This window comes from Streptomyces sp. EDA2-14, from assembly GCF_054963755.1.
The window spans coordinates 116402-138956 of the sequence record NZ_JBUEGE010000004.1 but is presented as its reverse complement, the minus strand read 5'-3'; the positions used below and the strand labels follow the sequence as shown (position 1 = coordinate 138956).

Here is a 22555-nt window from a genome sequence, read left to right as displayed (position 1 = left end):
GAATCCATGCATTTCCACGATGACTCCCTCTACCCCGAGAACCAGCAGAAGCTGGTCATCCAGGCGGCGCCGTACGGCCCCGAGTGGCTGCCGGGCGACGCCGACGACCTGCCGCTGACGATGGACGAGCACGTCCAGGCCGCCGTGGACTGCTACCACGCGGGCGCCACCGTCCTGCACATCCACGTACGCGAACTCGACGGGCACGGCTCGAAGCGTCTGTCGATGTTCAACGAGCTGATGGGCAGGCTGCGCGAGGCCGTGCCGGACATGGTGCTCCAGATCGGCGGCTCGATCTCCTTCGCCCCGGAGGACGAGGGCGGCGACGCGCAGTGGCTCAGCTACGACACCCGCCACATGCTGGCGGAGGTGTCACCGGCTCCCGACCAGGTGACCATCGCCATCAACACCAACCAGATGAACATCGTCGAGCTCTTCGACGACGCCGACATCGAGGGCACGTCCATCGCCAAGCCGGGCTACTACACGGCGTACCGGGACATGGTGGTCGAGGCGGGACCCGAGTTCTACCTGGAGCACCTGAAGCGGCTGCGGGCGGGCGGCATCCAGCCGCACTTCCAGCTCGCCAACCTGTCCCAGCTGGAGACGGTGGAGCGCCTCGTCCGCAAGGGCGAGTACCACGGGCCCCTCGTCCTCAACTACGTGGCGATCGGCGGCGGGTTCGCGGGCCGGCACCCCGCCGACCTGGTCGAGTTCATCCGCCGCGTGCCGGACGGCGCCGTCCTCACGATCGAGGCCTCGATGCGCGCGGTGGCCCCGATGAACGCGGTCGGGATCGCGCTCGGTGCCCATGTCCGCGTCGGCAACGAGGACAACCTGTGGAGCCGCAAGGGCGAGCGGATGTCGTCCGTGCAGCAGGTCGAGCAGATGGTGCGGATCGCCGACGCGGTCGGCCGCGAGGTGGCTTCCGGGCCCGAGGCGCGCGAGATCTACCGGCTCGGCGAGTGGTACGACAGCACCGACGAGACCCTCGCGCAGCTCGGCATGGTGCCCAACCGCCGCCCCGGCCAGCGCGGTGCGATGCTGCGTTCCACCGCGACCGAGGGCGGCCGCTGATGGCGTACGCGGTCCGCTTCCACGAGACCGGCGGCCCGGACGTGCTGCGCTGGGAACAGGTCGCGGTGGGCGCCCCGGGGCCCGGCGAGGTGCGCATCCGGCATCAGGCGGTCGGCCTGAACTTCGCCGACACCTACTTCCGCACCGGTCTGTACCCGGCGCCGCTGCCCGCGGGGCTCGGCGTCGAGGGGGCGGGCGTCGTCCTGGCCGTCGGCCCCGGCGTGACGGGGTTCGCCGCGGGCGACCGGGTCACGTACACGGGCAGTCCGCTCGGCGCGTACAGCACCGAGCGCGTCATGCCGACGGACTCCCTGATCAAACTGCCGGACGCGATCGGCTTCGACACGGCGGCGGCCATGACGATGCGCGGACTGACCTCCGCGTATCTGCTGCGCCGCATCCACCCGTTGAAGGCGGGCGACACGATCCTCCTGCACGCGGCGGCCGGTGGGGTCGGGCTGATCCTCACCCAGTGGGCCAAGCTGCTCGGCATCACCGTCATCGGCACGGTCTCCACGGAGGAGAAGGCGGCCGTCGCCCGCGAGCACGGCTGCGACCACACCATCCTGTACCGGCGCGAGAACGTCGCGGAGCGCGTCCGTGAACTCACCGGCGGCGAAGGCGTTCCGCTCGTCCTGGACAGCATCGGCAAGGACACGGTCGAGGCGTCGATGGCCTCGCTGCGCCGCCGCGGGCTCCTCGTCTGCTTCGGCACGGCGTCGGGTGTGCCGCCGCTCGACGCCATGCAACTGGCCGTCCACGGCTCGCTGTTCGTGACCCGGCCCGCGCTCGCCGACTACATCGCAGACCCGGCCGAACGGGCCGCGCTCGCCGGTGAGTTGTTCGACCACGTGGCGGCCGGCCGGATCACGGTCCGGATCCCGCAGCGGTTCGCGCTGCCGGACGCGGTGGACGCGCACCGCGCCCTGGAGTCGGGCCGCACGACGGGCTCGTCCGTCTTCGTCCTCTGAACCATGGGAGTCCCGATGTCCGTAACCACCCGTACATCCCTCACCGTCGAACCCCTGACCTGCACCCTCGGCGCCGAACTGCGCGGGGTTCAGCTGGGCGACGCCGCCCGCGACGACGCACTGTTCACCGAGATCCGCCAACTCCTGCTCCAGTACAAGGTGTTGTTCCTGCGCGACCAGGACATGACGCGGGCCGAGCACGTCGCGTTCGCGTCCCGCTTCGGCCCGCTGGAGGACCACCCCGTGGCGGGCAGCGACCCCGAGCACCCCGGCCTCGTCCGCATCTACAAGGACCTCGACAGCCCGCCCGAGCACTACGAGAACGCCCTGCACTGCGACGCGACCTGGCGCGACTGCCCGCCCATGGGCGCCGTGCTGCGCTGCGTCGAGGGCCCGGCGGTCGGCGGCGACACGATGTGGGTCGACATGGCCGAGGCCTACCGGCGCCTGCCCGACCGGGTCAAGCGGCGCATCGAGGGACTGCGCGCCCGGCACAGCATCGAGGCGACGTTCGGCGCGGTCATGCCGACGGCGGAGCGCCACGCGCTCAAGGCGCGCTTCCCGGACCCGGAGCACCCGGTGGTGCGCACCCACCCGGAGACCGGCGAGAAGATCCTCTTCGTCAACGCCTTCACCACGCACTTCGTGAACTACCACCGCCCCGAGAACGTGCGCTTCGGCCAGGACTACGCGCCCGGCGCCGCCGACCTCCTGCGCTACCTGATCAGCCAGGCCGCCGTGCCCGAGTACCAGGTGCGCTGGCGCTGGACCCCGAACTCCGTCGCGATCTGGGACAACCGCTCCACCCAGCACTACGCAGTCCAGGACTACTGGCCCGCCGTGCGCCGCATGGAGCGCGCCGGCATCACCGGCGATCGTCCGTTCTGATGGCCGGGTCCGTGCTGACGCCGCGGGCGGTGGGCGCCCCGCCGGCGGTGTCACGTCGTTACGCGTGGCTGGTGTTCGCGCTGAGTTTCGCCCTGCTGCTGTCCGACTACATGTCACGGCAGGTGCTCAACGCCGTCTTCCCGATGCTGAAGGCCCAGTGGCTGCTCTCCGACGGCCAGTTGGGGACACTGAGCGGCATCGTCGCGCTGATGGTCGGCGTCCTGACCTTCCCCCTGTCGCTGCTCGCCGACCGCTGGGGGCGGGTGCGCATCCTGGTCGCCGCGGCCGGCGTCTGGAGCCTGGCGACGCTGGGCTGCGCCGTCGCGGCGGGCTACGGCGAGATGTTCCTGGCCCGCTTCGTCGTCGGCGTCGGGGAGGCGGCGTACGGCAGCGTCGGCATCGCGGTCGTGCTCAGTGTGTTCCCGGTGGGTCTGCGGGCGACGCTCGCCGGGGCGTTCATGGCCGGGGGTTCGTTCGGGTCCGTCCTCGGCGTCTCCGTCGGCGGCGTCGTGGCACAGGCGCACGGCTGGCGCTGGGCGTTCGGCGTGATGGGCCTGTACGGGCTCGCGCTCGCGGTCGTCTACGGACTCGTCGTCAAGGAACGCAAGCTCGGCGAGCGGCGCCCCCGGGGCGCCCGACGCCCGCCGATCCGACCGCAGTTGGCGCACCTCTTCAACTCGGTGTCCGTCGTCTGCGCCTACGTCGGCAGCGGCCTGCAGATGTTCCTGGCGATGGCGCTGCTGACGTGGATGCCCAGCTACCTGGACCGGGCCTACGGTCTGCCGACGAACAAGGCGGGCCTGGCGGCGGGCGTGTTCGCCCTCATCGGCGGGCTCGGCATGATCGTGTGCGGAGCCGTCGCCGACCGGCTCGGCCGACGGGCGCGGATCCGCAACTGGACGGTGGCGATCGTCTGCAGCCTCGGCTCACTGACTCTCCTGACCACCGGTTTCCTCCTTCCGACCGGCCCGGCGCAGCTCGTGCTCGTCGGCCTCGGCACGCTGCTCGCCGGTGGCACGTCCGGCCCGGCGGCCGCGATGGTGGCGAGCCTGACCCCCGCCGCCGTCGCCGCGACGGCGCTCGCCACGCTCACCCTCGCGAACAGCCTCATCGGCCTGGCACCGGGCCCCGCCCTGACCGGCGTACTCGCCGACCACCTGGGCCTGGACGGGGCGCTGCGCGTCATCCCGCTGGTCGCGCTCCTCGGTGCCACGGCCTTCGCCGTCGGCCGGCACACGTACGAGAAGGACCTGCGCCGACTGACCACTTTGGAGCCCTCGTCATGACCAGCCCCGAACAGCCCACCGTGGTGATCGTCCCCGGCCTGCGGGACCACGTCCCCGACCACTGGCAGACCCACCTCGCGCACGAACTCCCCCGCACCCGCACCGTCCCGCCCCTGGAGCGCGACCGGCTCAGCCGCGCGGCCCAAGTGGCCGCATTGGACGCGGAGTTGGCCGACACTGCGGCGCCCGTCCTGCTGGTGGCGCACAGCGCGGGCGTGCTGACCACCGTCCACTGGGCGCGGCAGTGCGGCGCACGCGTCGTCGGAGCGCTGCTCGCCGCCCCACCGGACTTCGAGACCGAGCTGCCGGACGGCTACCCGTCCCGCAAGGAGCTGCGCGAGCACGGCTGGACACCGGTCCCGCGCGAGCGGCTCCCCTTCCCCAGCATCGTCGCCGCGAGCAGGAACGACCCCTTGGCATCCTTCGACCGGGTGAGTTCCCTGGCGGCCCACTGGGGCAGCCGTCTGGTGGACCTCGGCGCGGTGGGTCACCTCAACCCCGCGTCCGGCCACGGTCGGTGGCCTCGCGCGATGGGCCTGCTGAGCGAACTCGGTGTCACGTACCGGGCCTTCGCGTAGGGCCGGTCAGTGCGCGGGCACCGGCTGCGCGTCACGCTCCGGCGCGGCCCCGACCTCCGACAGCTCCCGGTCCCGCAGGTCCGGGGCGAAGGCGATGGCCACCATGGAGATGATCGTTGTCACGACGGCGAACGCGATCACCATCCAGAGGCTGCCGTCGGCCCACAGCACCATCGCGCCCGCCAGCGCGGGGGTGAAGCTCGCCAGGAGGATCGAGGCCATCTGGTAGCCGATGGAGATGCCGGAGTAGCGGACCGCCGTGGGGAACATCTCGCAGTACAGGGCGGGCAGCGGCGCGTACACCATGGCGTGGCCGAGGGCGAGGAAGAGGACCACGCCCGCGACGATCGCCCAGAGGCGGCCCGTGTGCACCAGCGCGAAGATCGGCCAGGTGGTCAGCACGATCAGCGCGCCGCCGATGAGGAAGGTGCGCACGCGTCCGATGCGGTCGGAGACGGCGCCGAACACCGGGATCATCACGATGTTCACCGCGGCGCCGATCATCGACGCCGTCAGCCCGTAGCTCTTCGGCGCGCCGAGCGTGCTCGTGACGTAGGACAGGATGAAGGTCGTGAACAGGTAGTAGTTCCCGGCCTCCGCGAAGCGGCCGAAGACCGTGATGAGCAGGGCCTTGCGGTGGTCGCGGAAGACGACCGCCGCGGGCGCCTTGCGGCGCTCCAGCTCCGCGTCCATCTTCCGCTTCTCCTCCAGGAACGCCGGGCTCTCGGTGGCCCGCAGGCGGATGAAGAAGCCGACCGCGGCGAGGATCACGCTGAGCAGGAACGGCAGCCGCCAGCCCCACGTGTCGAAGGCGTCGCCGGAGATCCAGGAGGCCAGCGAGACCGCCGCCGTGCCGAGCAGCAGGCCCGCGGAGACCCCGATCTGCGGCCAGGCGCCGAAGTAACCGCGCCGCTTCTTCGGCGCGTTCTCGACCGCGACGATCGCCGCGCCGCCCCACTCGCCGCCGACCGCGAAGCCCTGCGCGAGACGCAGCACGCACAGCAACAGCGGTGCCGCGACGCCTATCTGGTCGTAGGTCGGCACGAGGCCGATCGCCGCGGTGGCCACCGTCATGATCGAGAACGTGAGGATCAGCGTGGACTTGCGGCCGATCCGGTCCCCGAGGTGTCCGGCGACGAACGCGCCGATCGGGCGGGCCAGGAACCCCACGCCGAACGAGGCGAGCGAGACGATCTGGCCGACGCCGGGCGACAGGTTCGGGAAGAACAGGTGCCCGAACACCAGGGCCGCGGCGGTGCCGTAGATCGTGTACTCGTACCACTCGACGATCGCGCCGATGGTGCCGGACTGCAGTGACCGGCGCCGGAGCTGCTCCGGTGTCGGGGTGGCGGTGGGCATGGGGATCTCCGTTGATCGGGGTGAGCGGGGCGGGGCCGCGGGACCGGACCCGGTCCGGTGGCCGCCCGCCCGGCGACGGACGCGACGGGCACGGCGAGTGCGACGGGCACGGCGAGTGCGGCAGGCACGGCGAGTGCGGCAGGCACGGCGAGTGCGGCAGGCACGGCGAGTGCGGCAGGTGCGGCGGACATCGAGAGGCCCGCCCGGGCCGCGCGGAGAGCGCGGCCCGGTGGTGCGGCGCGTGACGCGGCTGGGGCGCCGGGGCCGCCCGGCAGCCGAGGCGCTCGGCGCAGCGTGAGCGTGGGCGCCGGGCCGCACGGCGCGGGCGTGGGGTCGCCCGGTCTCAGGCGCGGGCCGCCTCGTAGTGGTCGGTCCACGGCAGCGTGGCGCCGGCGTACTTGGCGGCGCGGACGTCGCCGGAGCGGGCGTGACCCTCGAACAGCTCGACGCGGGCCGCGCGACCGCACAGCTCACCGAGCTCGGCGGAGGACTTCTCCTCGCGCACCTCCTGGTATGTGACGGTGCGCAGGTACATGCCGACCCACAGGCCGCCGGTGTAGCGGGCGGCGCCACGGGTGGGCAGCACGTGGTTGGTGCCGATCACCTTGTCGCCGTAGGAGACGCAGGTGCCCTCGCCGAGGAACAGGGCGCCGTAGGCGTGCATCTTGTCCAGGGCCTCGCGGGGGTTCTCGGTGAGGATCTGGACGTGCTCGTACGCGAACTCGTCGGCGACGCGGTACGCCTCGTCGAGGTCGTCGACCAGGACGATCTGGCCGTGGTCGCGCCAGGCCGGGCCCGCGATGTCGCCGGTCTGCATGCCGGGCAGGATCTCGTCGATGTGCCGCTGCACCTCGTCGGCGACCTGCTGACTCGTCGTGATCAGGGCGGCGGGCGAGTCCGGCCCGTGCTCGGCCTGCGAGAGCAGGTCGACGGCGGCGACGAACGGGTCCGCGTGCTCGTCCGCGACGACCAGGATCTCGGTCGGCCCGGCGAACAGGTCGATGCCGACCTCGCCGAACAGCTGGCGCTTGGCCTCGGCGACGAACGCGTTGCCCGGCCCGGCCAGCATGTTCACCGGCTCGATGGTCTCGGTGCCGACGGCCATCGCGGCGACGGCCTGGACGCCACCGAGCACGTAGATCTCGTCGGCGCCCGCGAAGTGCATGGCGGCGATGGTCGCGGCGGGGATCTCGCCGCGGATCGGCGGGGTGCAGGCGACGACGCGCGGCACGCCCGCGGCCTTGGCGGTCACGATCGTCATGTGCGCGGAGGCGGTCAGCGGGTAGCGGCCGCCGGGGATGTAGGCGCCGACGGACTGGACCGGCACGTGGCGGTGGCCGAGGAAGACGCCCGGCGCGGTCTCGATCTCGATCTCGGACATCGAGTCGCGCTGCGCCTCGGCGAAGCGGCGGACGTTGGCCTGGACGGTCTTGATGTCCTCGACGACCTGCGGGTCGAGAGTGCCGATGATCTCGGCGAGGCGCTCGCCCTCCAGCCGGAAGGACTCCGGCTCCCAGCGGTCGAAGCGCGCGGACAGCTCGCGGACGGCCTCGTCACCGCGGCCGCGTACGTCGGCGATCAGCTCGCGGACGGCACGTCCGACGGTGTCGTCACCGGACGGCGCGGTGGACGGGGTGGTGGCGGCCTTGATGGTGCGGGACACGCCCAGCTCCTCACTCGTTGTGGATACGTATCCATTGGATACGTATCCACAGGATGGAAGACGAGGGGCGGAACGGTCAAGAGGGGTTGGCCGAGGATTTTGACCGAGGATTTGGCCGAGGATTTTGGCCGCGGGATTTACGAAGGGATGTGCGCGGGGCCCGTGGTGGAGCGTCCGACGAACTCCACCGGCAGCACCTCGTGCCGGTACGGCAGGTCCGGGTCCTCCAGGCGGGCGAGCAGCAGTTCCACGCCGACCTGCGCGATCCGCTCCAGCGGCTGGCGCACGGTCGTCAGGTCGATCCGCTCCCACGCCGACAGCGGCACGTCGTCGCAGCCCACCACGCTCAACTCGCCCGGCACGGCGACGCCTTCGGCCGCGGCGGCGTTGAGCGCGGCGTACGCCATGATGTCGTTGTGGCAGTAGAGCGCCGTGGGCCGGGCTGAGGCGGCGAGCAGCGTGCGCACCGCCTCGTACGCGGTGGCGTAGTCGTAGTCGCCGTCGATCTCGACGAGGTCGGCGTCGCCCGCGGCCCGCATCCGCTCGCGGAAGCCGCGGCCGCGCTGCTGGGCCGTGCTCGATCCGGCGAGGCCGCAGACCATGCCGATCCGTCGGTGCCCGAGGCCCAGCAGGTGCCCGGCCGCGAGGTCACCGGCGGTCGGGTTGTCGGCCTCGACCTGGTCGGCGGGGAAGTCCGCGAGGGTGCGGTGGACCAGCACGACGGGGATGCCGTGGCCCGCCATGCGGTGTGCCAGCGGCTCGTCCTGCACCGCCGAGGTGAACACGACCCCGTCGACGCCTTCGCGGCGCAGTTGCGCGAGCCCCTCCTCGGCGGTCATCACGTCCGTGACCAGCGTGAGGCGCATGCCCTGCTCGTGCAGGACGCGCTCCATCGCCTTGACCATGACCGGGTAGAACGGGTTGGTCAGATCGCGGATGACGACGCCGATCAGGCCGGAGCGTGAGCCGACGAGGCTGCGCGCGGCCTGGCTGGGCTGGAAGTCGTACTTGGCGACCACGTCGAGCACCCGGCGGCGCGTCTCGGGCGCCACGCTCCCGCCGTTCAGGACGCGGGAGACGGTCGACTGCGCCACTCCGGCCTCGCGGGCGATCTGCACGCTGGTGACGGTCGGCCGCCGCGCCATGGGTCCTTACCTCCGGGTCGGGTCGAGGCAAGGATACGGATCGCCGGGTGCCGGAGGCATTCCGCCTCCGGCGCCCGGCGTCGGTGTGTCCGTCAGACCTGAACGGTCTTCAGGAGCGCGGCGAGACCGTCGGCGTAGATGCCGTGGAACAGCTCCTCGACCTCGGCGACGCTCGCGCCGTCCGGGGTGAACGAGCCGGACCACTCGACGCGGGAGGCGTCCGGGCTGCCGGGGACCTCGTGCACCGTGATGGTGGAGAGGTAGCCGGTGACCGGGAACGGCGCCTGCTCGATGGCGTACGAGTAGCTGCGCGCGTCCTGGTCGAAGGCCTGGAGGCGCTCGACGATGACGCCACCGTCCGCGTTGGTCAGACGGCGCACCCGGCCGCCCTCACCGAGCTCGCTCTGCGGGATGTACGGGAGCCAGTCCGGCAGCGAGCCGAAGCCGCCGATGAGCTGCCAGACGCGGTCGGGGCTCTGCGGAATGTCGAGGGATGCGGTGGTGGAAGCCATGACAGGCCTCACTTTCACGTTCAAGTAGTGCTGGTTCAGGCGTTGTTCGGGAGCGGAGCGGCCGGGCTGACGAGGCCCTCGGCGCGCAGGTCGGTCCAGAACGCGGCGGGGATCTCCTCGGCGAGGGCGGCGGTGTCCTCGGCGATGCGGCTGGGGCGGGTGGCGCCGGGGATCACGGCGGCGGAGGCCGGGTGGGCCAGGGAGAACTGCAGGGCGGCGGACTTGATGCCGATGCCGTGCTTCTCGGTGAGGGCCTTGAGGCGGCCGACGCGCTCGATGATCTCGGCGGGGGCCTCCTGGTACTCGAAGTGGGTACCGCCGGCGAGGATGCCGGAGCTGTAGGGGCCGCCCGCGACCATGTCGACACCCTGCTCCTGCGCCATCGGCAGCAGGCGGGTGAGGGCGTGCTCGTGGTCGAGGAGGGTGTAGCGGCCGGCGAGCAGGAATCCGTCGGGCTTCGGCTCGTCGAGGGCGAGGGTCAGCTCGATGGGCTCGGTCTTGTTGACGCCGAGGCCCCAGGCCTTGATGACGCCCTCGTCGCGCAGCCGGGACAGGACGCGGAAGGCGCCGGTGCGGGCCTCCTCGAACTTCTGGATCCACTCGTCGCCGTGGAAGTCCTGGGCGATGTCGTGGACCCAGACCATGTCGAGGCGGTCCGTGCCGAGGCGCTTGAGGCTGCCCTCGATGGAGCGCTCGGTGGCGTCGGCGGTCCACTCGTGGAGGATCTTGTTCGGGTTGCCGTGCTCGAACAGGCCGCCCTTCTCGCCGAAGTCGGGGACGTCCGTCTCGTGCTCGTCGAGGATGACGCGGCCGACCTTGGTGGACAGGACGTAGGAGTCGCGGGGCTTGGTGGCGAGCACCTCGCCGAGGCGCTCCTCGGCGAGCCCGGCACCGTAGAAGGGGGCGGTGTCGAAGTAGCGGATGCCGTGGTCCCAGGCCGCCTCGACGGTGGCGCGGGCCTCGTCGTCGGGGATCGCGCGGAACATGTTGCCGAGGGGGGCGGTACCGAAGCCGAGCTTGCCGGGGAGGAGGGACTTGATGCCCATGGAGAGAGTTCCTTGCCTTGGTGCGTGACGCCGTGGTGCTCGACGCCTTGGTGGCTTACGCGGCCTGAGGAGTTTTGTGCTGGTTTCTCCTGCTCCGCGCCTCTTGCTCCTCCGAGGTTAGGATCAACGGGTAAGACTGTCCAAGACTTACTTGGACACACTTGAGTCCCCCGAGGTCCGACATGCTTGACCTGCGACAACTTCGTTATTTCGTGGCCGTGGCCGAGGAGGAGCACGTCGGCCGGGCCGCCGAGCGGCTGCACATCTCGCAGTCGCCGCTGAGCCGGCAGATCGCGCAGCTGGAGAAGAACCTGGGTCTGACCCTGTTCGAGCGCAGCCAGCAGCGCATCCGGCTCACCTCCGACGGCCGCGTCTTCCTCACCGAGGCGAGGGCGCTGCTGCGGCACGCCGCCCGCCTGGAGAACCTCGGCCGCCGCCTCGGCCGCGGCGAGGAGGGCGGCCTGTGCGTCGGCTACGTCGGCGACGCCATGCACACCGGCCTGCTGCCCAGCGCGCTGCGCAACCTGAACGAGGAGCGGCCCGGTATCCACGTCGCCCTCTACGACATGACGGCGCACGAGCAGTTCGAGGGCCTGCGTCAGCGCAGCCTGGACATCGCGCTGGTCCCGGAGGCGCCGCCCGAGGACGATCCGGACCTGCGCAGCGCGCTGCTCCTTGAGGACCCGCTGCTCCTTGCCGTGCCCAGCGCCCATCCGCTGGCCCGTGCGGACGAGGTGCGGCCCGAGGACCTCGACGGCCAACCGTGGATCGCCGTCGAGGACGGGCAGGACCACGTGTGGCGGGACGATTTCGTCGCGGCGTGCGCCGCCGCCGGGTTCACCCCGGACATCCGCTTCGAGGCACCCGAACCGCTCACCGCGGTGGGGTTGGTGGCGTCGGGGCTCGGTGCCGCGTTCGTCCAGCGCAGCATGCTGCACGAACGCGGCACCGAGGGCGTCACCGTGCGCGAACTCCCCTGGTTCCGCAGGTCCGTTCGCCTGTGGGCCGTATGGCACGAGGTCGACCTGCGCCCGGTCGTGTCCTCGTTCCGCGGGACGGTCCTGGCCTGCGGGACCGTGGACTCCGGGAGCGAGGGTGCCAGTGGTCCGGGCGGCGGCCACTGACCGTGCGGTGCCTCACGCCCGGCGCCGCCCGCCGCGACCTGTACGTTCCTACATTCGGACGACGGTTCGGAGCCTGTAGGGACGGCCGGTAAACTTCCTCCACGTGACTGCGCCTGCAAAGCCCCGTATCCCGAATGTTCTCGCCGGCCGCTATGCCTCCGTCGAGCTCGCCACCCTCTGGTCCCCCGAGGAGAAGGTGAAGCTGGAGCGACAGCTCTGGCTCGCCGTGCTGAAGGCCCAGAAGGACCTCGGGATCGACGTCCCGGACGCCGCCATCGCCGACTACGAGCGGGTGCTCGACCAGGTCGACCTGGCCTCCATCGCGGAGCGCGAGAAGGTCACGCGGCACGACGTGAAGGCCCGCATCGAGGAGTTCAACGCGCTCGCCGGGCACGAGCAGGTCCACAAGGGCATGACGTCCCGCGACCTGACGGAGAACGTCGAGCAGCTCCAGGTCCGGCTCTCCCTCGAACTGGTCCGCGACCGCGCCGTCGCCGTCCTCTCCCGCCTCGGCAAGCTGTCCGGCGAGTACGGCGAGCTGGTCATGGCCGGCCGCTCGCACAACGTCGCCGCGCAGGCCACCACCCTCGGCAAGCGCTTCGCGACCGCCACCGACGAGCTGCTCGTCGCGTACGGCCGGGTCGAGGAGCTGCTGAACCGCTACCCGCTGCGCGGCATCAAGGGTCCGGTCGGCACCGCCCAGGACATGCTCGACCTGCTCGGCGGCGACGCCGACAAGCTGGCCGACCTGGAGCAGCGGATCGCGCAGCACCTCGGCTTCTCGCAGGCCTTCACCTCCGTCGGCCAGGTCTACCCGCGCTCGCTCGACTACGAGGTCGTGACCTCGCTGGTGCAGCTGGCCGCGGCCCCGTCCTCGCTGGCCAAGACGGTCCGCCTGATGGCCGGGCACGAGCTGGTCACCGAGGGCTTCAAGCCCGGCCAGGTCGGCTCCTCCGCGATGCCGCACAAGATGAACACCCGCTCCTGCGAGCGCGTCAACGGCCTCATGGTGATCCTGCGCGGCTACGCGTCGATGACCGGCGAGCTGTCGGGCGACCAGTGGAACGAGGGCGATGTCTCGTGCTCGGTGGTGCGTCGCGTGGCCCTGCCGGACGCGTTCTTCGCGCTCGACGGTCTCCTTGAGACGTTCCTGACCGTGCTCGACGAGTTCGGCGCCTTCCCCGCCGTCGTCGCCCGTGAGCTGGACCGCTACCTGCCGTTCCTCGCCACCACGAAGGTGCTCATGGCGTCGGTGCGCGCGGGCGTCGGCCGCGAGGAGGCCCACGAGGCCATCAAGGAGAACGCGGTGGCCTCGGCCCTCGCGATGCGCGAGCAGGGCGTCGAGCGCAACGAACTGCTCGACAAGCTGGCCGCCGACTCCCGGATCCCGCTGGACCGCGCGCAGCTCGACGAGCTGATGGCGGACAAGCTGTCGTTCACGGGCGCCGCCGCCGGTCAGGTCGCGCAGATCGTGGCCCGCGTCGAGGAGATCGTGAAGCAGCGCCCGGAGGCCGCCGGTTACACGCCGGGGGCGATCCTCTGACCTCCCGCCTCACTCAAGCGGACCTGGAGGCCGCTCGCGACCGTCTCGTTCCGGACGTTGTCGCGGGCGGCCTTCGGGTTCTGTTCTGCGGCATCAACCCCGGCCTGATGACGGCCGCGACCGGCCACCACTTCGCCCGTCCCGGCAACCGCTTCTGGCCGGTCCTGCACCTCTCCGGCTTCACGCCCCGGCAGCTGAAACCGTCCGAGCAGCAGGAACTGCTGACGTACGGGCTCGGGATCACGAACGTCGTCGCGCGGGCCACGGCGCGGGCGGACGAGTTGAGCGCGGAGGAGTACCGGGAGGGCGGCCGCGCGCTTGAGGAGAAGGTCGCCGAACTGCGGCCCGCGTGGCTCGCCGTGGTGGGCGTGACCGCGTACCGCTCGGCCTTCGGCGAGCCCAAGGCGAGGATCGGCCCGCAGGAGCGGACCATCGGCGGCGCCCGCGTGTGGGCCCTGCCCAACCCCAGCGGTCTGAACGCGCATTGGACGGCGGCGACGATGGCCGAGGAGTACGCGCGGCTTCGCGAGGCGGCGGCCGCGCGGTAGCCCGTTCCTGGCAATCCGGGTGAGAGCTTGGTCAAGTCGCCGCCAACACGACCGGACCTCACGCACGGTCACGCTTACGCTCCACCGCGTGAAGACCGTGATCGCCGCCGTGCACCGCCGGCTGCTGCTGTTGATGTTGCTCTGCTACCTGCTCGCCGGGGTCCTCCCGGCCCCCGGCGAGCGGCTGCGGGAGTCCGCGCCGCACGTGCCGACGGCGCTGCTGGCCGTGATGCTGTTCAACGCGGGGCTCGGGGTACGCGTCGCCGAGCTGCGCGCCGTGGCGGGGCGGCCCGTGCGCCTCGCCCTCGGAATCGCCGCCAACGCCCTGCTGCCCCTGGTGGTGCTGCCGGTCGTCGCCCTGTGCCTGCGCACCTGGCCCGATCCGACGGAGGCCGAGGGACTCGTGGTCGGGCTGTTGCTGGTCCTCGCGATGCCGATCGCCGGGGGCGCCGCGTCCTGGGGCCAGACCGCGGGCGGCAATGTCCCGCTGGTCGTCGCGATGGTCATGGGCTCCACGCTGCTGAGCCCGCTCACGGTCCCCTTCGGAATCCAGGTGGCCGGTGCGCTCGTGGGCCCCGGCGGCACCGGGGCCCTCGACGACACGGCGCGGATCGACGCCGTCGCCCGGACAGGGGCCGGGGTGTTCGCACTGGTGGCCGTGGTGCTGCCGTGCCTGGCCGGGATCGTCGTACGGATCGTGCTCGGGGAGGACCGGGTGCGCGGGGTGCTGTCCCCGGTCAAAGCGGTCAACCTCGTGAACATCCTGCTGCTCTGCTACATCAACGCCGCCGGCGCCCTGGGGCGGGCGCTGTCCCGGCCCGACCCCGACCTGCTGATGCTGGCGCTCGCCCTGTCCGGCACGGTGTGCTGCCTGACGTTCCACTGCGGGCGCCGGCTGTCGCGCTGGACCCGGTGCGACCGGCAGGACACGGTCTCGCTCACCTTCGCCACCGGCATGAACAACAGCAGCGCGGCGGCCGTGCTCGCCGGCGGCTGGTTCTCGCACCGACCCGAAGTGCTGCTGCCGATCCTCTCCTACAGCCTGCTGCAGAAGGTCGTGGCCGGGGCGGCGGGACGGCTGCCCCGGCCCCGGGTCCGCGAGGCCGCCGCGTAGCTCACGGCTTGCGGGCCACCACGCCGTACTGGGCGACCTGCGTGGCGTCGCCGTCGCGCCAGCGGGCGCACGAGACGAGGCCGGGCTCGACGAACTCCAGGCCGTCGAGGAACGCCGCGATCTCGGCGCCCGTGCGGGCGGTGATCGGCGGCTTCGCGTTCTCGTTCCAGAACTTCATGGCCTCCTCGTTGCCCTCGCCGCCCAGTTCGAGGGTGGGGTGGGTGAGGACCACGTAGCTGCCGGAGGGGACGGCGTCGACGAGGTGACGCACGATCGACGCGGCCTCCTCCGTGTCGAGCACGAAGTTCAGGATGCCGAGGAGCATGACCGCGACCGGCTGGTCGAAGTCGAGCGTCTCGGAGGCCGCCTCGACGATCTCCCGCGGGTCGCGGGCGTCCGCGTCCACATAGTTGGTGCGGCCCTCGGCGGAGCTGGTGAGCAGCGCGCGGGCGTGGGTGAGGACGATCGGGTCGTTGTCCACGTAGACGACGCGCGCGTCCGGCGCGATCCGCTGCGCGACCTCGTGCGTGTTCTCGACGGTCGGCAGGCCCGTGCCGACGTCGAGGAACTGGCGCACGCCCGCCTCGCTGGCGAGGAAGGTGACGGCGCGGCCCAGGAACTTGCGGTCGGCGCGGGCGACCTCGCCGATGCTCGGGTACATGGACGTCACCATGTCGCCGACCTTCTCGTCCACCTCGTAGTGGTCCTTGCCGCCCAGCCAGTAGTTCCACACGCGCGCGTTGTGCGCGATGTGGCTGGCGATGCGCCCCTCCGGCCTGGCCCCGTCGGCGTCGCTCATGCGCTCTCCCTCGTCTGTTCCCGGTCCCGACTCAAGATCCCATAGTGGCACGGGAGTTCGATGTGGCGCGCGAGGGGCCCGCCGCGTCATGCGTCCCTGCGCCGCACGCACCACCATCCGGCGAGCACGGCGGCCGTCGCCCACAGCGCGGTGACGGCGAGCCCGGCCCACGGGCCGAGGGAGCCCTCGGCGTGCTGGCGGAGGATCTGCTGGCCCGCGCGGTCGGGCAGGAAGTCGGCGGCCGAGCCGGCGACGTCCCCGACGACGAAGGACACGATCAGCAGGAACGGCACCAGGATGCTCAGCACGGCCACCGCGCTGCGCAGCACCGCCGTGAGCCCGGCCGCGAACAGCGCCATGAGCGCGAGGTACACACCGCCGCCGACGCAGGCCCGCAGCGCCCCCGGATCGCCGAGGCCGAGTGCGTACGGGCCCATGAACGCCTGGCCCACGAGGAACGCGGCGAAGGTCGTGACCACCCCCACGACGAGCGCGCCCGCGCCGACGACCGCCATCTTGGAGGCGTAGAGGAGGTTCCTGTTCGGCACGGCGGCGAGGGAGACGCGCAGCGCGTTGTTCAGGTACTCGGACGAGACGGCCGTGGCGCCGAAGGCGAGCGCCGCGATCTGGCCGAAGTTCAGGGCGTAGAAGGCCCCGAAGAGCAGGTCCCCGCCGTCGTCGGCCTCGGCCTGGCCGATCGTGGCGAACGCGAGGGTCGTGACGGCGAGGGTGGCGACGAAGACGGCCAGCAGCGAGCCGAAGCTGCCGCGCAGCGACCTGACCTTGATCCACTCGGAGTGCAGTACGGCGGTGGGTGACACGGTCAGACCTCCTGGAGGGGCGTGGCGGCGAACTCGGTGTCGTTCGCGGTGAGGGCGAGGTAGGCCTGCTCCAACGAGGCCTGTTCGTCGACGAGTTCGAGGACGGGGACGCCCTCGGCGGCGGCCAGCGCGCCCACGTCGGCGGCGGTGACGCCCTCCACGTCGCAGCGGCCGTCGTCGGCGAGCGTCACCGTGTGCCCCGCGCGCACGAGTGCGGCGCGCAGCCGGGCGGGGTCCGTGGAGCGCACCCGTACGCGGCGGGCACTGTGCGCGGCGATGAACTCGGGCATCGGGGTGTCGGCGAGGAGCCGCCCGCGGCCGAGGACGACGAGGTGGTCGGCGAAGGTCGCGGTCTCGTTCATGAGGTGGCTGGAGACCAGGACCGTGCGTCCGGCGCGCGCGAGGTCGCGCAGCAACTCGCGGATCCAGATGATGCCTTCGGGGTCGAGCCCGTTGGACGGCTCGTCGAGCAGCACCACTTCGGGGTCGCCGAGCAGCGCCGCCGCGATGCCGAGCCGCTGCCGCATCCCGAGCGAGAACGTCTTGACGCGCTTCTTCGCCACGGCGGCGATCCCGGCCTGCTCCAGCACCTCGTCGACGCGCTCGACCGGGATGCGGTTGCTGACGGCGAGCGCCCGCAGGTGCTCGCGCGCGGTGCGGGCGCCGTGCGCCGCCTGCGGGTCGAGCAGGGCGCCCACCACGCGCAGTGGTTCGTCGTACGTCGTGTAGGGGCGGCCCCCGATGAGCGCGGTCCCGGAGGTGGGGCGGTCGAGGCCGAGCGCGAGGCGCATGGTGGTGGACTTTCCGGCGCCGTTCGGGCCGAGGAAGCCGGTGACGCGGCCGGGCTCGACCTGGAAGCTCAGGCCGTCCACGGCGCGCGTCGTCCCGTACACCTTGGTGAGGTCCTGGACGTCGATACTGGTCATGGCTTCAGCGTCGTCCGCACCAGGGGCGCCGGGCCTCCCCCGCCCGTGGAGTTCGCCTCCCCCGCACGGGGGAGCCGTGGGGTGCGGGGCGGCTGGCACGATGACGGCATGCCCCGCTTCCTGAGACCGCCGGCGCGCGCGGTGACGTACACGCGTTGGCTGCATCTGCTGTGCTCGTCGGTGATCGCCTTCGTGTTCGCGATGGTGTCCCCGGGGCTCTCCTCCCCCACCGTGCACGACTGGGTTCTCGTCTACCTGACGCCCATGCCGCTGCTGCTCGTGCTCGGCACGGTTCCGGTGATCCGGCGCTCCGAGGGGTTGCAGGCGCGGATGATGCTGTTTCCGGGCAAGCACGCGCGCGGGGCCGACGCCGGTGCGGAGCGCGAGATCTCGGTGGCGCCTTCGGCGTCGTGGCGGGACCGCGGCAGGACGTCGGTATGGCTGGTGCTGCGGCTCTTCCTTGGGCTCACGGTCGCCCTGTTCTCGGGCCAAGTCTTCTCCTGGACGATGGAGTTGGCGGCCGCTGCCATGGGTGTGCGGTCCGAGGATCTGTCGCCCCTGCCCGTGCCGGAGGCGGACTGGCTGTGCGGGCCGACGATCCCCGTCGTCCTGCTCTTCCTGGTGTACGCGGTGGCGGGCGCAGGATGGCTGACGGCCCGCACGGCCCGGGTGTTGCTCAGCCCGTCCGGGGCGGAGCGGCTGGCGGCGCTGGAGGAGCGCACCGAGCAGCTGCTGGAGCGCAATCGCATCGCCCGCGAGCTGCACGACTCCATCGGCCACGCGCTGACCGTCGCCGTGGTGCAGGCGGGCGCGGCGCGGGCGGCGGGCGATCCGGCGTTCACGGACCGGGCCCTGAGCGCCATCGAGGAGACCGGCCGGGCCGCCCTGGAGGATCTGGAGCGCGTGCTCGTGGTGCTGCGCGAGGCGGAGCGGCCGGTGGGCAGCCGCCCGACGCTCCAGGAGGCGGACCGGCTGCTCGACTCGGCGCGGGCCTCGGGGACGAAGGTGGAGGTGACGGTCTCCGGAGCGCTGGAGACGGTGCCGGGACCGGTGTCACGCGAGGGCTACCGCATCCTCCAGGAGGCGCTCACGAACGTGCTGCGGCACTGCGGAACCGTGCCGGTCACCGTGACCCTCCAGGTCGCGGACAAGCGGCTCGTCCTCGACGTGCGCAACGCGCTGCCTCCGGGTCGCACGTCGGACGCGGCGGGCACGGGCAGCGGACTGCGCGGAGTCAGGGAGCGGGCGGCGCTGCTCGGCGGGCACGCCCGGACGGGACCGGTCGGCGACGAATGGCAGGTTCACGTCGAACTGCCCGTCGGGTGATCTAACCTGACCGGGTGCCGCTCACCGTGCTCCTCGTCGACGACGAACCCCTGGTCCGCGCCGGCCTGCGCGCGGTCCTCGAAGCGCAGCCCGACATCACGGTGGTGGGCGAGGCCGCGGACGGCGCGGCGGTCGTCCCCCTGGTCCGCGAGCTGCGCCCCGACGTCGTGGCGATGGACGTCCGGATGCCGCTGCTCGACGGGATCGAGGCCACGCGCGCGGTGCTGCGCGGCGCGGAGCGCCCGCCGAAGATCGTCGTGATCACGACGTTCGAGAACGACGAGTACGTGTACGGGGCGCTGCGCGCGGGCGCCGACGGCTTCCTGCTGAAGCGGGCACGCCCCGAGGAGATCGTGCACGCGGTGCGCCTCGTCGCCGCGGGCGAGTCACTCCTGTTCCCCGCGGCGGTCCGCAAGCTGGCGGCGGAGTACGGGAGTTCGGCGGCCCGCGAAGCGCTGGAGCGGGCGGCCCTGACCGAGCGCGAGGGCCAGGTGCTGCGGCTGATGGCGCGCGGACTGTCGAACGCGGAGATCGCCGCGGACCTCGTCGTCGGCACCGAGACGGTCAAATCGCACGTCAGCGCCGTCCTGACGAAGCTGCGCGCGCGGGACCGGACGCAGGCGGTGATCGCGGCGTACGAGTCGGGGTTCGTGGCGCCCGGCTGAGCGGCACGCGTCCCAGAAGTGCACCCTGGTCTCGCTGCTGTCGGTGGCTGCGGGTACCATCCGGCGAACACGCGCGACGGCGGGGAGGACGACGGTGGGTCGACTGACCGGCGGGGATCCCTCTCTGCTCAGGCGGATCAATTCCGCGGTGGTGCTGCACGCGCTGCGCTCCACCGAGTTCGCGACGCTCACCGAGGTCACCCGGGTCACCGGCCTGTCGCGGCCCACCGTGGAGGGTGTCGTCGAGGGCCTCATGGAGGCCGGGCTCGTCGTGGAGACCACCGTCGAGGAGCCGGGCGCACGCAAGCAGGGCCGGCCCGCGCGCAAGTTCCGCTTCCGGGCCGAGGCCGGGCATCTGCTCGGCCTGGAGATCGGCCCGCACCGGGTGGCCGCGGTGCTCTCCGCGCTCGACGGCAGGGTGCTCGGTTCGGGTGCCAAGGACGTCGACGAGGCCGCGTGCGCGGACGAGCGGCTCGACAAGCTGCGCGGCACCGTCGCCGAACTGCTGCGGCGGGCGGGCGTGGCCCGTGACTCGCTGTGGGCGGTCGGCGTCGGCAGCCCGGGGATCGTGGAGGCGGACGGGACGGTGCGGCTCGGGACGGCGCTGCCGGGCTGGACCGGGCTGCCGCTCGGTGAGCGGCTGCGGCGCTCGTTCAAGTGCCCGGTCCTCGTGGAGAACGACGCGAACGCGGCGGCCGTCGCCGAGCACTGGAAGGGTGCGGGCGCGGACACGGACGACATGGTGTTCGTCCTCGCCGGGCTGAGCCCCGGCGCCGGGGCCCTGATCGGCGGCCGGCTGCACCGGGGCTACGGGGGCGCGGCCGGCGAGATCGGGGCGCTGCACCTGCTGGGCCGCGAGGTGCGGCCCGAGGCGCTGCTGTCCACGACGGACGAGCCGCTGCACCCCCTGGACGAACTCGCCGTGGCGGAGGTGTTCCGGCTCGCGCGCTCGGGCGACGCGCGGGCGGCCGAGGCGGTCGAGCGGTTCCTTCAGCGGCTCGTGCACGACGTGGCGGCGCTGGTGCTCGCGCTCGATCCGGAGCTGGTCGTGGTGGGCGGCTGGGCCACGGGCCTGGACGGCGTGCTCGAACCGCTGCGGCGGGAGCTGGAGCGGTACTGTCTGCGCCCGCCGCGGGTGGCGCTGTCGACGCTGGGCGGGGCGGCGGTGGCCACGGGTGCGCTGCGGCTCGCCCTCGACCACGTCGAGGAGCAGCTGTTCGCCATGGAGAGCACGGTCACGGCGGGTCGGAGCACGGTCGCGGCGCGCCGCTGATCGGGCGCACCGCTGAACAGGCGCGCCGCCGATCATCGGTCGCGGCGCTACGAAGCCTTCGTCTGCGGGGCGTGGTGGATCTCCACGCCCGCGGTGTCGCCGAAGGTGAGCCGGCAGGTGTCCGCGCGGTAGGTCGCCACGGAGACGGCGGCGGTCGCGCCACGGCTGAAGTAGCGGGTCGTGACGACGAGGACGGGGGCGCCGGGCAGCCGGTCCAGTTCCTTCGCGTCGTCGGCGCGCGCCGAGCCCAGCTCGACCGCACGGTCCTCGCCGTCGAGCCCGAGGCGCTGCAGCTCGCGCAGGACCGCACGCGCGCGTGCCGCGCCGGACGGGGCGTCGATGGCCGTCAGGTCGGGGGCCGAGGAGGCGGGTACGTAGAGCAGCTCGGCCGCGACCGGCTGGCCGTGCGAGCCCCGCGTGCGGCGCAGGACGTGCACCTCGGTGTCGGGAGCGGTCTCCAGGGCGGCGGCGACGGCGCTCGGCGGTACCTCGACGGCGGAGTCGACGGCCTGCCACGCGTCCGCGCTGCCACCGGGCCACTCCCGGTCGTTCGACGCGACGGCGACGCCCACGCGGGGCGGCGCGACCGTGGTGCCGACGCCACGGCGGCGCTGCAACCGGCCTTCCAGCTCCAGCTGCTCGAGGGCCTGGCGGAGCGTGGCACGGGCGACGCCGAAGCGGGCCGCGAGGTCCCGCTCGTTCGGCAGGATCTCGCCCACCGCGAACTCGGAGTCGAGCGCATCGGTGAGCACGGTCTTCAGATGCCAGTACTTCGGCTCCGGTGCCGCTTCCAACTGCGTGGTCCCCACCCTGTCCTCCGCAACAGCCGTGCCCTGGCGGCTTTTTGTCGCCCTTGTTTATTAAAGGTTCCTGCCTTATCCCAGCGAGCGTATGGCCGCCCTCGGAACTTGGTCAATACCAATCGTCGACGGTTCTCACGTGGTGGAACGCGGGGGCAAGCGGAAGGCCCGCCCCCACATGCGTGTCGGGAGCGGGCCTCGCGGTCCGGAGGACGGGGCCGCGGCTAGCCGAGCGAGCCGAGCTTGTCCGGGTTGCGCACGATGTAGATCTGCTGGATGCGGCCTTCGTGGACGCCCAGTTGGAGGACGGCGTCCGGCTTGCCGTCGCCCGTGACGAGCACGCCGAGCGTGCCGTTGAACTCCACGAGACGGAACTCGAAGCCGCCACCCCTTCCCTGCCGCACGGCGCCCTCCACGAACCGGCCCACCTTGTCGGCGGTCTCGATGACCCGCAGCGGCGCCCTGGCCTTGCCGCCGCTGTCGCCGACGAGCCGGGCGTCCGGGGCGAGCAGGGCCATGAGCCCGTCGAGGTCGCCGTCGGTCGCGGCGGCCAGGAAGCGCTCGGTCAGATCGCGCTGCTGGACCGGGTCGACGTCGAAGCGGGGCCGCCGCTCGTCGACGTGCTTGCGCGCGCGGGTCGCGAGTTGCCGCACGGCGGCCTCGCCCCGCTCCAGCGTGCCGGCGATCTCCGCGTACGACAGGCCGAAGGCCTCCCGCAGGACGAACACGGCGCGCTCCAGCGGCGAGAGCGACTCCAGGACGACGAGGACCGCGAGCGACACGGAGTCGGCGAGCACGGCCTGCTCGGCGGTGTCGGGCACCGTGGGCCCGAAGTCGGTGACGAGCGGCTCGGGCAGCCAGGGTCCCACGTAGGACTCGCGGCGGGACTGGACCTGGCGCAGCCGGTCGAGGGCGAGCCGGGTGGTGATGCGGACCAAGTAGGCGCGCGGTTCACGGACGTCGGACCGGTCAGCGCGGGACCAGCGCAGCCAGGCGTCCTGCACCACGTCCTCGGCGTCGGCGACCCGGCCCAGCATCCGGTAGGCCACGCCCATGAGGACGGGGCGGTGCTCTTCGAAGTCATCGATGTC

The 22555-nt window shown here is 72.4% G+C and carries 22 protein-coding genes; 12 read left to right on the top strand and 10 right to left on the bottom strand.

What is annotated here, in order from left to right; genetic code table 11:
- Positions 1–6 precede the first annotated feature (6 nt).
- Genes ACY34M_RS13520 through ACY34M_RS13500 form a run of 5 tightly spaced genes read left to right on the top strand, consistent with a single transcriptional unit; the run spans position 7 to position 4800 of the window.
- The gene (locus tag ACY34M_RS13520) at positions 7–1077 is read left to right on the top strand and encodes a beta-keto acid cleavage family enzyme (protein WP_462717849.1); all 1071 of its coding nucleotides are present in this window, start codon (positions 7–9) and stop codon (positions 1075–1077) included.
- On the top strand, positions 1077–2048 hold the full coding sequence (locus ACY34M_RS13515) for a quinone oxidoreductase family protein (protein WP_462717848.1): 972 nt from the start codon (positions 1077–1079) through the stop codon (positions 2046–2048). The genes ACY34M_RS13520 and ACY34M_RS13515 overlap by 1 nt, the downstream gene beginning before the upstream one ends.
- A gap of 15 nt (positions 2049–2063) precedes the next feature.
- On the top strand, positions 2064–2936 hold the full coding sequence (locus tag ACY34M_RS13510) for a TauD/TfdA dioxygenase family protein (protein ID WP_462717847.1): 873 nt from the start codon (positions 2064–2066) through the stop codon (positions 2934–2936).
- Positions 2936–4222, top strand: coding sequence for an MFS transporter (locus ACY34M_RS13505; protein WP_462717846.1), 1287 nt, complete (start codon positions 2936–2938; stop codon positions 4220–4222). Before ACY34M_RS13510 ends, ACY34M_RS13505 begins: the two co-directional genes overlap by 1 nt.
- Positions 4219–4800 carry an RBBP9/YdeN family alpha/beta hydrolase gene (locus ACY34M_RS13500; protein ID WP_462717845.1) on the top strand — a complete coding sequence of 194 codons (582 nt, stop codon included), beginning with the start codon at positions 4219–4221 and terminating at the stop codon, positions 4798–4800. Before ACY34M_RS13505 ends, ACY34M_RS13500 begins: the two co-directional genes overlap by 4 nt.
- Before the next feature lie 6 nt (positions 4801–4806).
- Here ACY34M_RS13500 and ACY34M_RS13495 read toward each other — a convergent pair whose 3' ends face one another.
- From ACY34M_RS13495 to ACY34M_RS13475, 5 genes are all read right to left on the bottom strand, one after another.
- Positions 4807–6159 carry an MFS transporter gene (locus ACY34M_RS13495; RefSeq protein ID WP_462717844.1) on the bottom strand — a complete coding sequence of 451 codons (1353 nt, stop codon included), beginning with the start codon at positions 6157–6159 and terminating at the stop codon, positions 4807–4809.
- Positions 6160–6502: 343 nt separating this feature from the next.
- Entirely contained in the window at positions 6503–7822 is a 1320-nt protein-coding gene (hisD, locus tag ACY34M_RS13490; RefSeq protein WP_462717843.1) for a histidinol dehydrogenase, read from the bottom strand.
- A 137-nt stretch (positions 7823–7959) separates the two neighbouring features.
- Entirely contained in the window at positions 7960–8967 is a 1008-nt protein-coding gene (locus tag ACY34M_RS13485; protein ID WP_462717842.1) for a LacI family DNA-binding transcriptional regulator, read from the bottom strand.
- A gap of 92 nt (positions 8968–9059) precedes the next feature.
- Positions 9060–9479 (bottom strand): SRPBCC family protein, encoded by a 420-nt coding sequence (locus tag ACY34M_RS13480; RefSeq protein WP_462717841.1) that lies wholly within the window; start codon positions 9477–9479, stop codon positions 9060–9062.
- 35 nt (positions 9480–9514) lie between these two features.
- Entirely contained in the window at positions 9515–10525 is a 1011-nt protein-coding gene (locus ACY34M_RS13475) for an aldo/keto reductase (RefSeq protein ID WP_462717840.1), read from the bottom strand.
- A 182-nt stretch (positions 10526–10707) separates the two neighbouring features.
- Between ACY34M_RS13475 and ACY34M_RS13470 the strand changes: the two genes are divergently transcribed.
- From ACY34M_RS13470 to ACY34M_RS13455, 4 genes are all read left to right on the top strand, one after another.
- Positions 10708–11649, top strand: coding sequence for a LysR substrate-binding domain-containing protein (locus ACY34M_RS13470; protein WP_462717839.1), 942 nt, complete (start codon positions 10708–10710; stop codon positions 11647–11649).
- Between the two features lie 103 nt (positions 11650–11752).
- Positions 11753–13192 (top strand): adenylosuccinate lyase, encoded by a 1440-nt coding sequence (gene purB, locus ACY34M_RS13465; protein ID WP_462717838.1) that lies wholly within the window; start codon positions 11753–11755, stop codon positions 13190–13192.
- The gene (mug, locus tag ACY34M_RS13460; protein ID WP_462718234.1) at positions 13189–13740 is read left to right on the top strand and encodes a G/U mismatch-specific DNA glycosylase; all 552 of its coding nucleotides are present in this window, start codon (positions 13189–13191) and stop codon (positions 13738–13740) included. The genes purB and mug overlap by 4 nt, the downstream gene beginning before the upstream one ends.
- Positions 13741–13828: 88 nt before the next feature.
- Positions 13829–14854 (top strand): bile acid:sodium symporter family protein, encoded by a 1026-nt coding sequence (locus ACY34M_RS13455; RefSeq protein ID WP_462717837.1) that lies wholly within the window; start codon positions 13829–13831, stop codon positions 14852–14854.
- Position 14855: 1 nt separating this feature from the next.
- On the opposite strand, the gene ACY34M_RS13450 is transcribed toward ACY34M_RS13455, so the two are convergent.
- From ACY34M_RS13450 to ACY34M_RS13440, 3 genes are all read right to left on the bottom strand, one after another.
- Positions 14856–15653 carry an SAM-dependent methyltransferase gene (locus tag ACY34M_RS13450; protein WP_462717836.1) on the bottom strand — a complete coding sequence of 266 codons (798 nt, stop codon included), beginning with the start codon at positions 15651–15653 and terminating at the stop codon, positions 14856–14858.
- Positions 15654–15739: 86 nt separating this feature from the next.
- Positions 15740–16480, bottom strand: coding sequence for an ABC transporter permease (locus tag ACY34M_RS13445; RefSeq protein ID WP_462718233.1), 741 nt, complete (start codon positions 16478–16480; stop codon positions 15740–15742).
- The gene (locus ACY34M_RS13440; RefSeq protein WP_462717835.1) at positions 16477–17400 is read right to left on the bottom strand and encodes an ABC transporter ATP-binding protein; all 924 of its coding nucleotides are present in this window, start codon (positions 17398–17400) and stop codon (positions 16477–16479) included. Before ACY34M_RS13440 ends, ACY34M_RS13445 begins: the two co-directional genes overlap by 4 nt.
- A gap of 108 nt (positions 17401–17508) precedes the next feature.
- On the opposite strand from ACY34M_RS13440, the gene ACY34M_RS13435 reads away from it, so the two are divergent.
- The 3 genes from ACY34M_RS13435 to ACY34M_RS13425 all read left to right on the top strand — a co-directional run bounded on the left by ACY34M_RS13435 (position 17509) and on the right by ACY34M_RS13425 (position 20664).
- Positions 17509–18726 carry a sensor histidine kinase gene (locus tag ACY34M_RS13435; RefSeq protein WP_462717834.1) on the top strand — a complete coding sequence of 406 codons (1218 nt, stop codon included), beginning with the start codon at positions 17509–17511 and terminating at the stop codon, positions 18724–18726.
- Positions 18727–18740: 14 nt separating this feature from the next.
- Positions 18741–19391 carry a response regulator gene (locus tag ACY34M_RS13430; RefSeq protein WP_462717833.1) on the top strand — a complete coding sequence of 217 codons (651 nt, stop codon included), beginning with the start codon at positions 18741–18743 and terminating at the stop codon, positions 19389–19391.
- A 94-nt stretch (positions 19392–19485) separates the two neighbouring features.
- The gene (locus ACY34M_RS13425) at positions 19486–20664 is read left to right on the top strand and encodes an ROK family protein (protein ID WP_462717832.1); all 1179 of its coding nucleotides are present in this window, start codon (positions 19486–19488) and stop codon (positions 20662–20664) included.
- A 47-nt stretch (positions 20665–20711) separates the two neighbouring features.
- Here ACY34M_RS13425 and ACY34M_RS13420 read toward each other — a convergent pair whose 3' ends face one another.
- Together ACY34M_RS13420 and sigJ are read right to left on the bottom strand one after the other, a co-directional pair.
- Positions 20712–21473, bottom strand: coding sequence for a GntR family transcriptional regulator (locus ACY34M_RS13420; protein ID WP_462717831.1), 762 nt, complete (start codon positions 21471–21473; stop codon positions 20712–20714).
- 215 nt (positions 21474–21688) lie between these two features.
- Positions 21689–22519 carry an RNA polymerase sigma factor SigJ gene (gene sigJ, locus ACY34M_RS13415; protein ID WP_462718232.1) on the bottom strand — a complete coding sequence of 277 codons (831 nt, stop codon included), beginning with the start codon at positions 22517–22519 and terminating at the stop codon, positions 21689–21691.
- Positions 22520–22555: the final 36 nt, after the last annotated feature.

What these genes read in the sequence shown, in the direction of transcription:
- ACY34M_RS13480 (WP_462717841.1), bottom strand. Translation starts at nt 9,479, where the DNA reads ATGGCTTCCACCACCGCATCCCTCGACATTCCGCAGAGCCCCGACCGC.
- ACY34M_RS13505 (WP_462717846.1), top strand. Translation starts at nt 2,936, where the DNA reads ATGGCCGGGTCCGTGCTGACGCCGCGGGCGGTGGGCGCCCCGCCGGCG.
- ACY34M_RS13485 (WP_462717842.1), bottom strand. Translation starts at nt 8,967, where the DNA reads ATGGCGCGGCGGCCGACCGTCACCAGCGTGCAGATCGCCCGCGAGGCC.
- ACY34M_RS13435 (WP_462717834.1), top strand. Translation starts at nt 17,509, where the DNA reads ATGCCCCGCTTCCTGAGACCGCCGGCGCGCGCGGTGACGTACACGCGT.
- ACY34M_RS13450 (WP_462717836.1), bottom strand. Translation starts at nt 15,653, where the DNA reads ATGAGCGACGCCGACGGGGCCAGGCCGGAGGGGCGCATCGCCAGCCAC.
- ACY34M_RS13440 (WP_462717835.1), bottom strand. Translation starts at nt 17,400, where the DNA reads ATGACCAGTATCGACGTCCAGGACCTCACCAAGGTGTACGGGACGACG.
- ACY34M_RS13495 (WP_462717844.1), bottom strand. Translation starts at nt 6,159, where the DNA reads ATGCCCACCGCCACCCCGACACCGGAGCAGCTCCGGCGCCGGTCACTG.
- sigJ (WP_462718232.1), bottom strand. Translation starts at nt 22,519, where the DNA reads ATGGGCGTGGCCTACCGGATGCTGGGCCGGGTCGCCGACGCCGAGGAC.
- ACY34M_RS13520 (WP_462717849.1), top strand. Translation starts at nt 7, where the DNA reads ATGCATTTCCACGATGACTCCCTCTACCCCGAGAACCAGCAGAAGCTG.
- ACY34M_RS13510 (WP_462717847.1), top strand. Translation starts at nt 2,064, where the DNA reads ATGTCCGTAACCACCCGTACATCCCTCACCGTCGAACCCCTGACCTGC.
- ACY34M_RS13515 (WP_462717848.1), top strand. Translation starts at nt 1,077, where the DNA reads ATGGCGTACGCGGTCCGCTTCCACGAGACCGGCGGCCCGGACGTGCTG.
- ACY34M_RS13500 (WP_462717845.1), top strand. Translation starts at nt 4,219, where the DNA reads ATGACCAGCCCCGAACAGCCCACCGTGGTGATCGTCCCCGGCCTGCGG.
- ACY34M_RS13475 (WP_462717840.1), bottom strand. Translation starts at nt 10,525, where the DNA reads ATGGGCATCAAGTCCCTCCTCCCCGGCAAGCTCGGCTTCGGTACCGCC.
- ACY34M_RS13470 (WP_462717839.1), top strand. Translation starts at nt 10,708, where the DNA reads ATGCTTGACCTGCGACAACTTCGTTATTTCGTGGCCGTGGCCGAGGAG.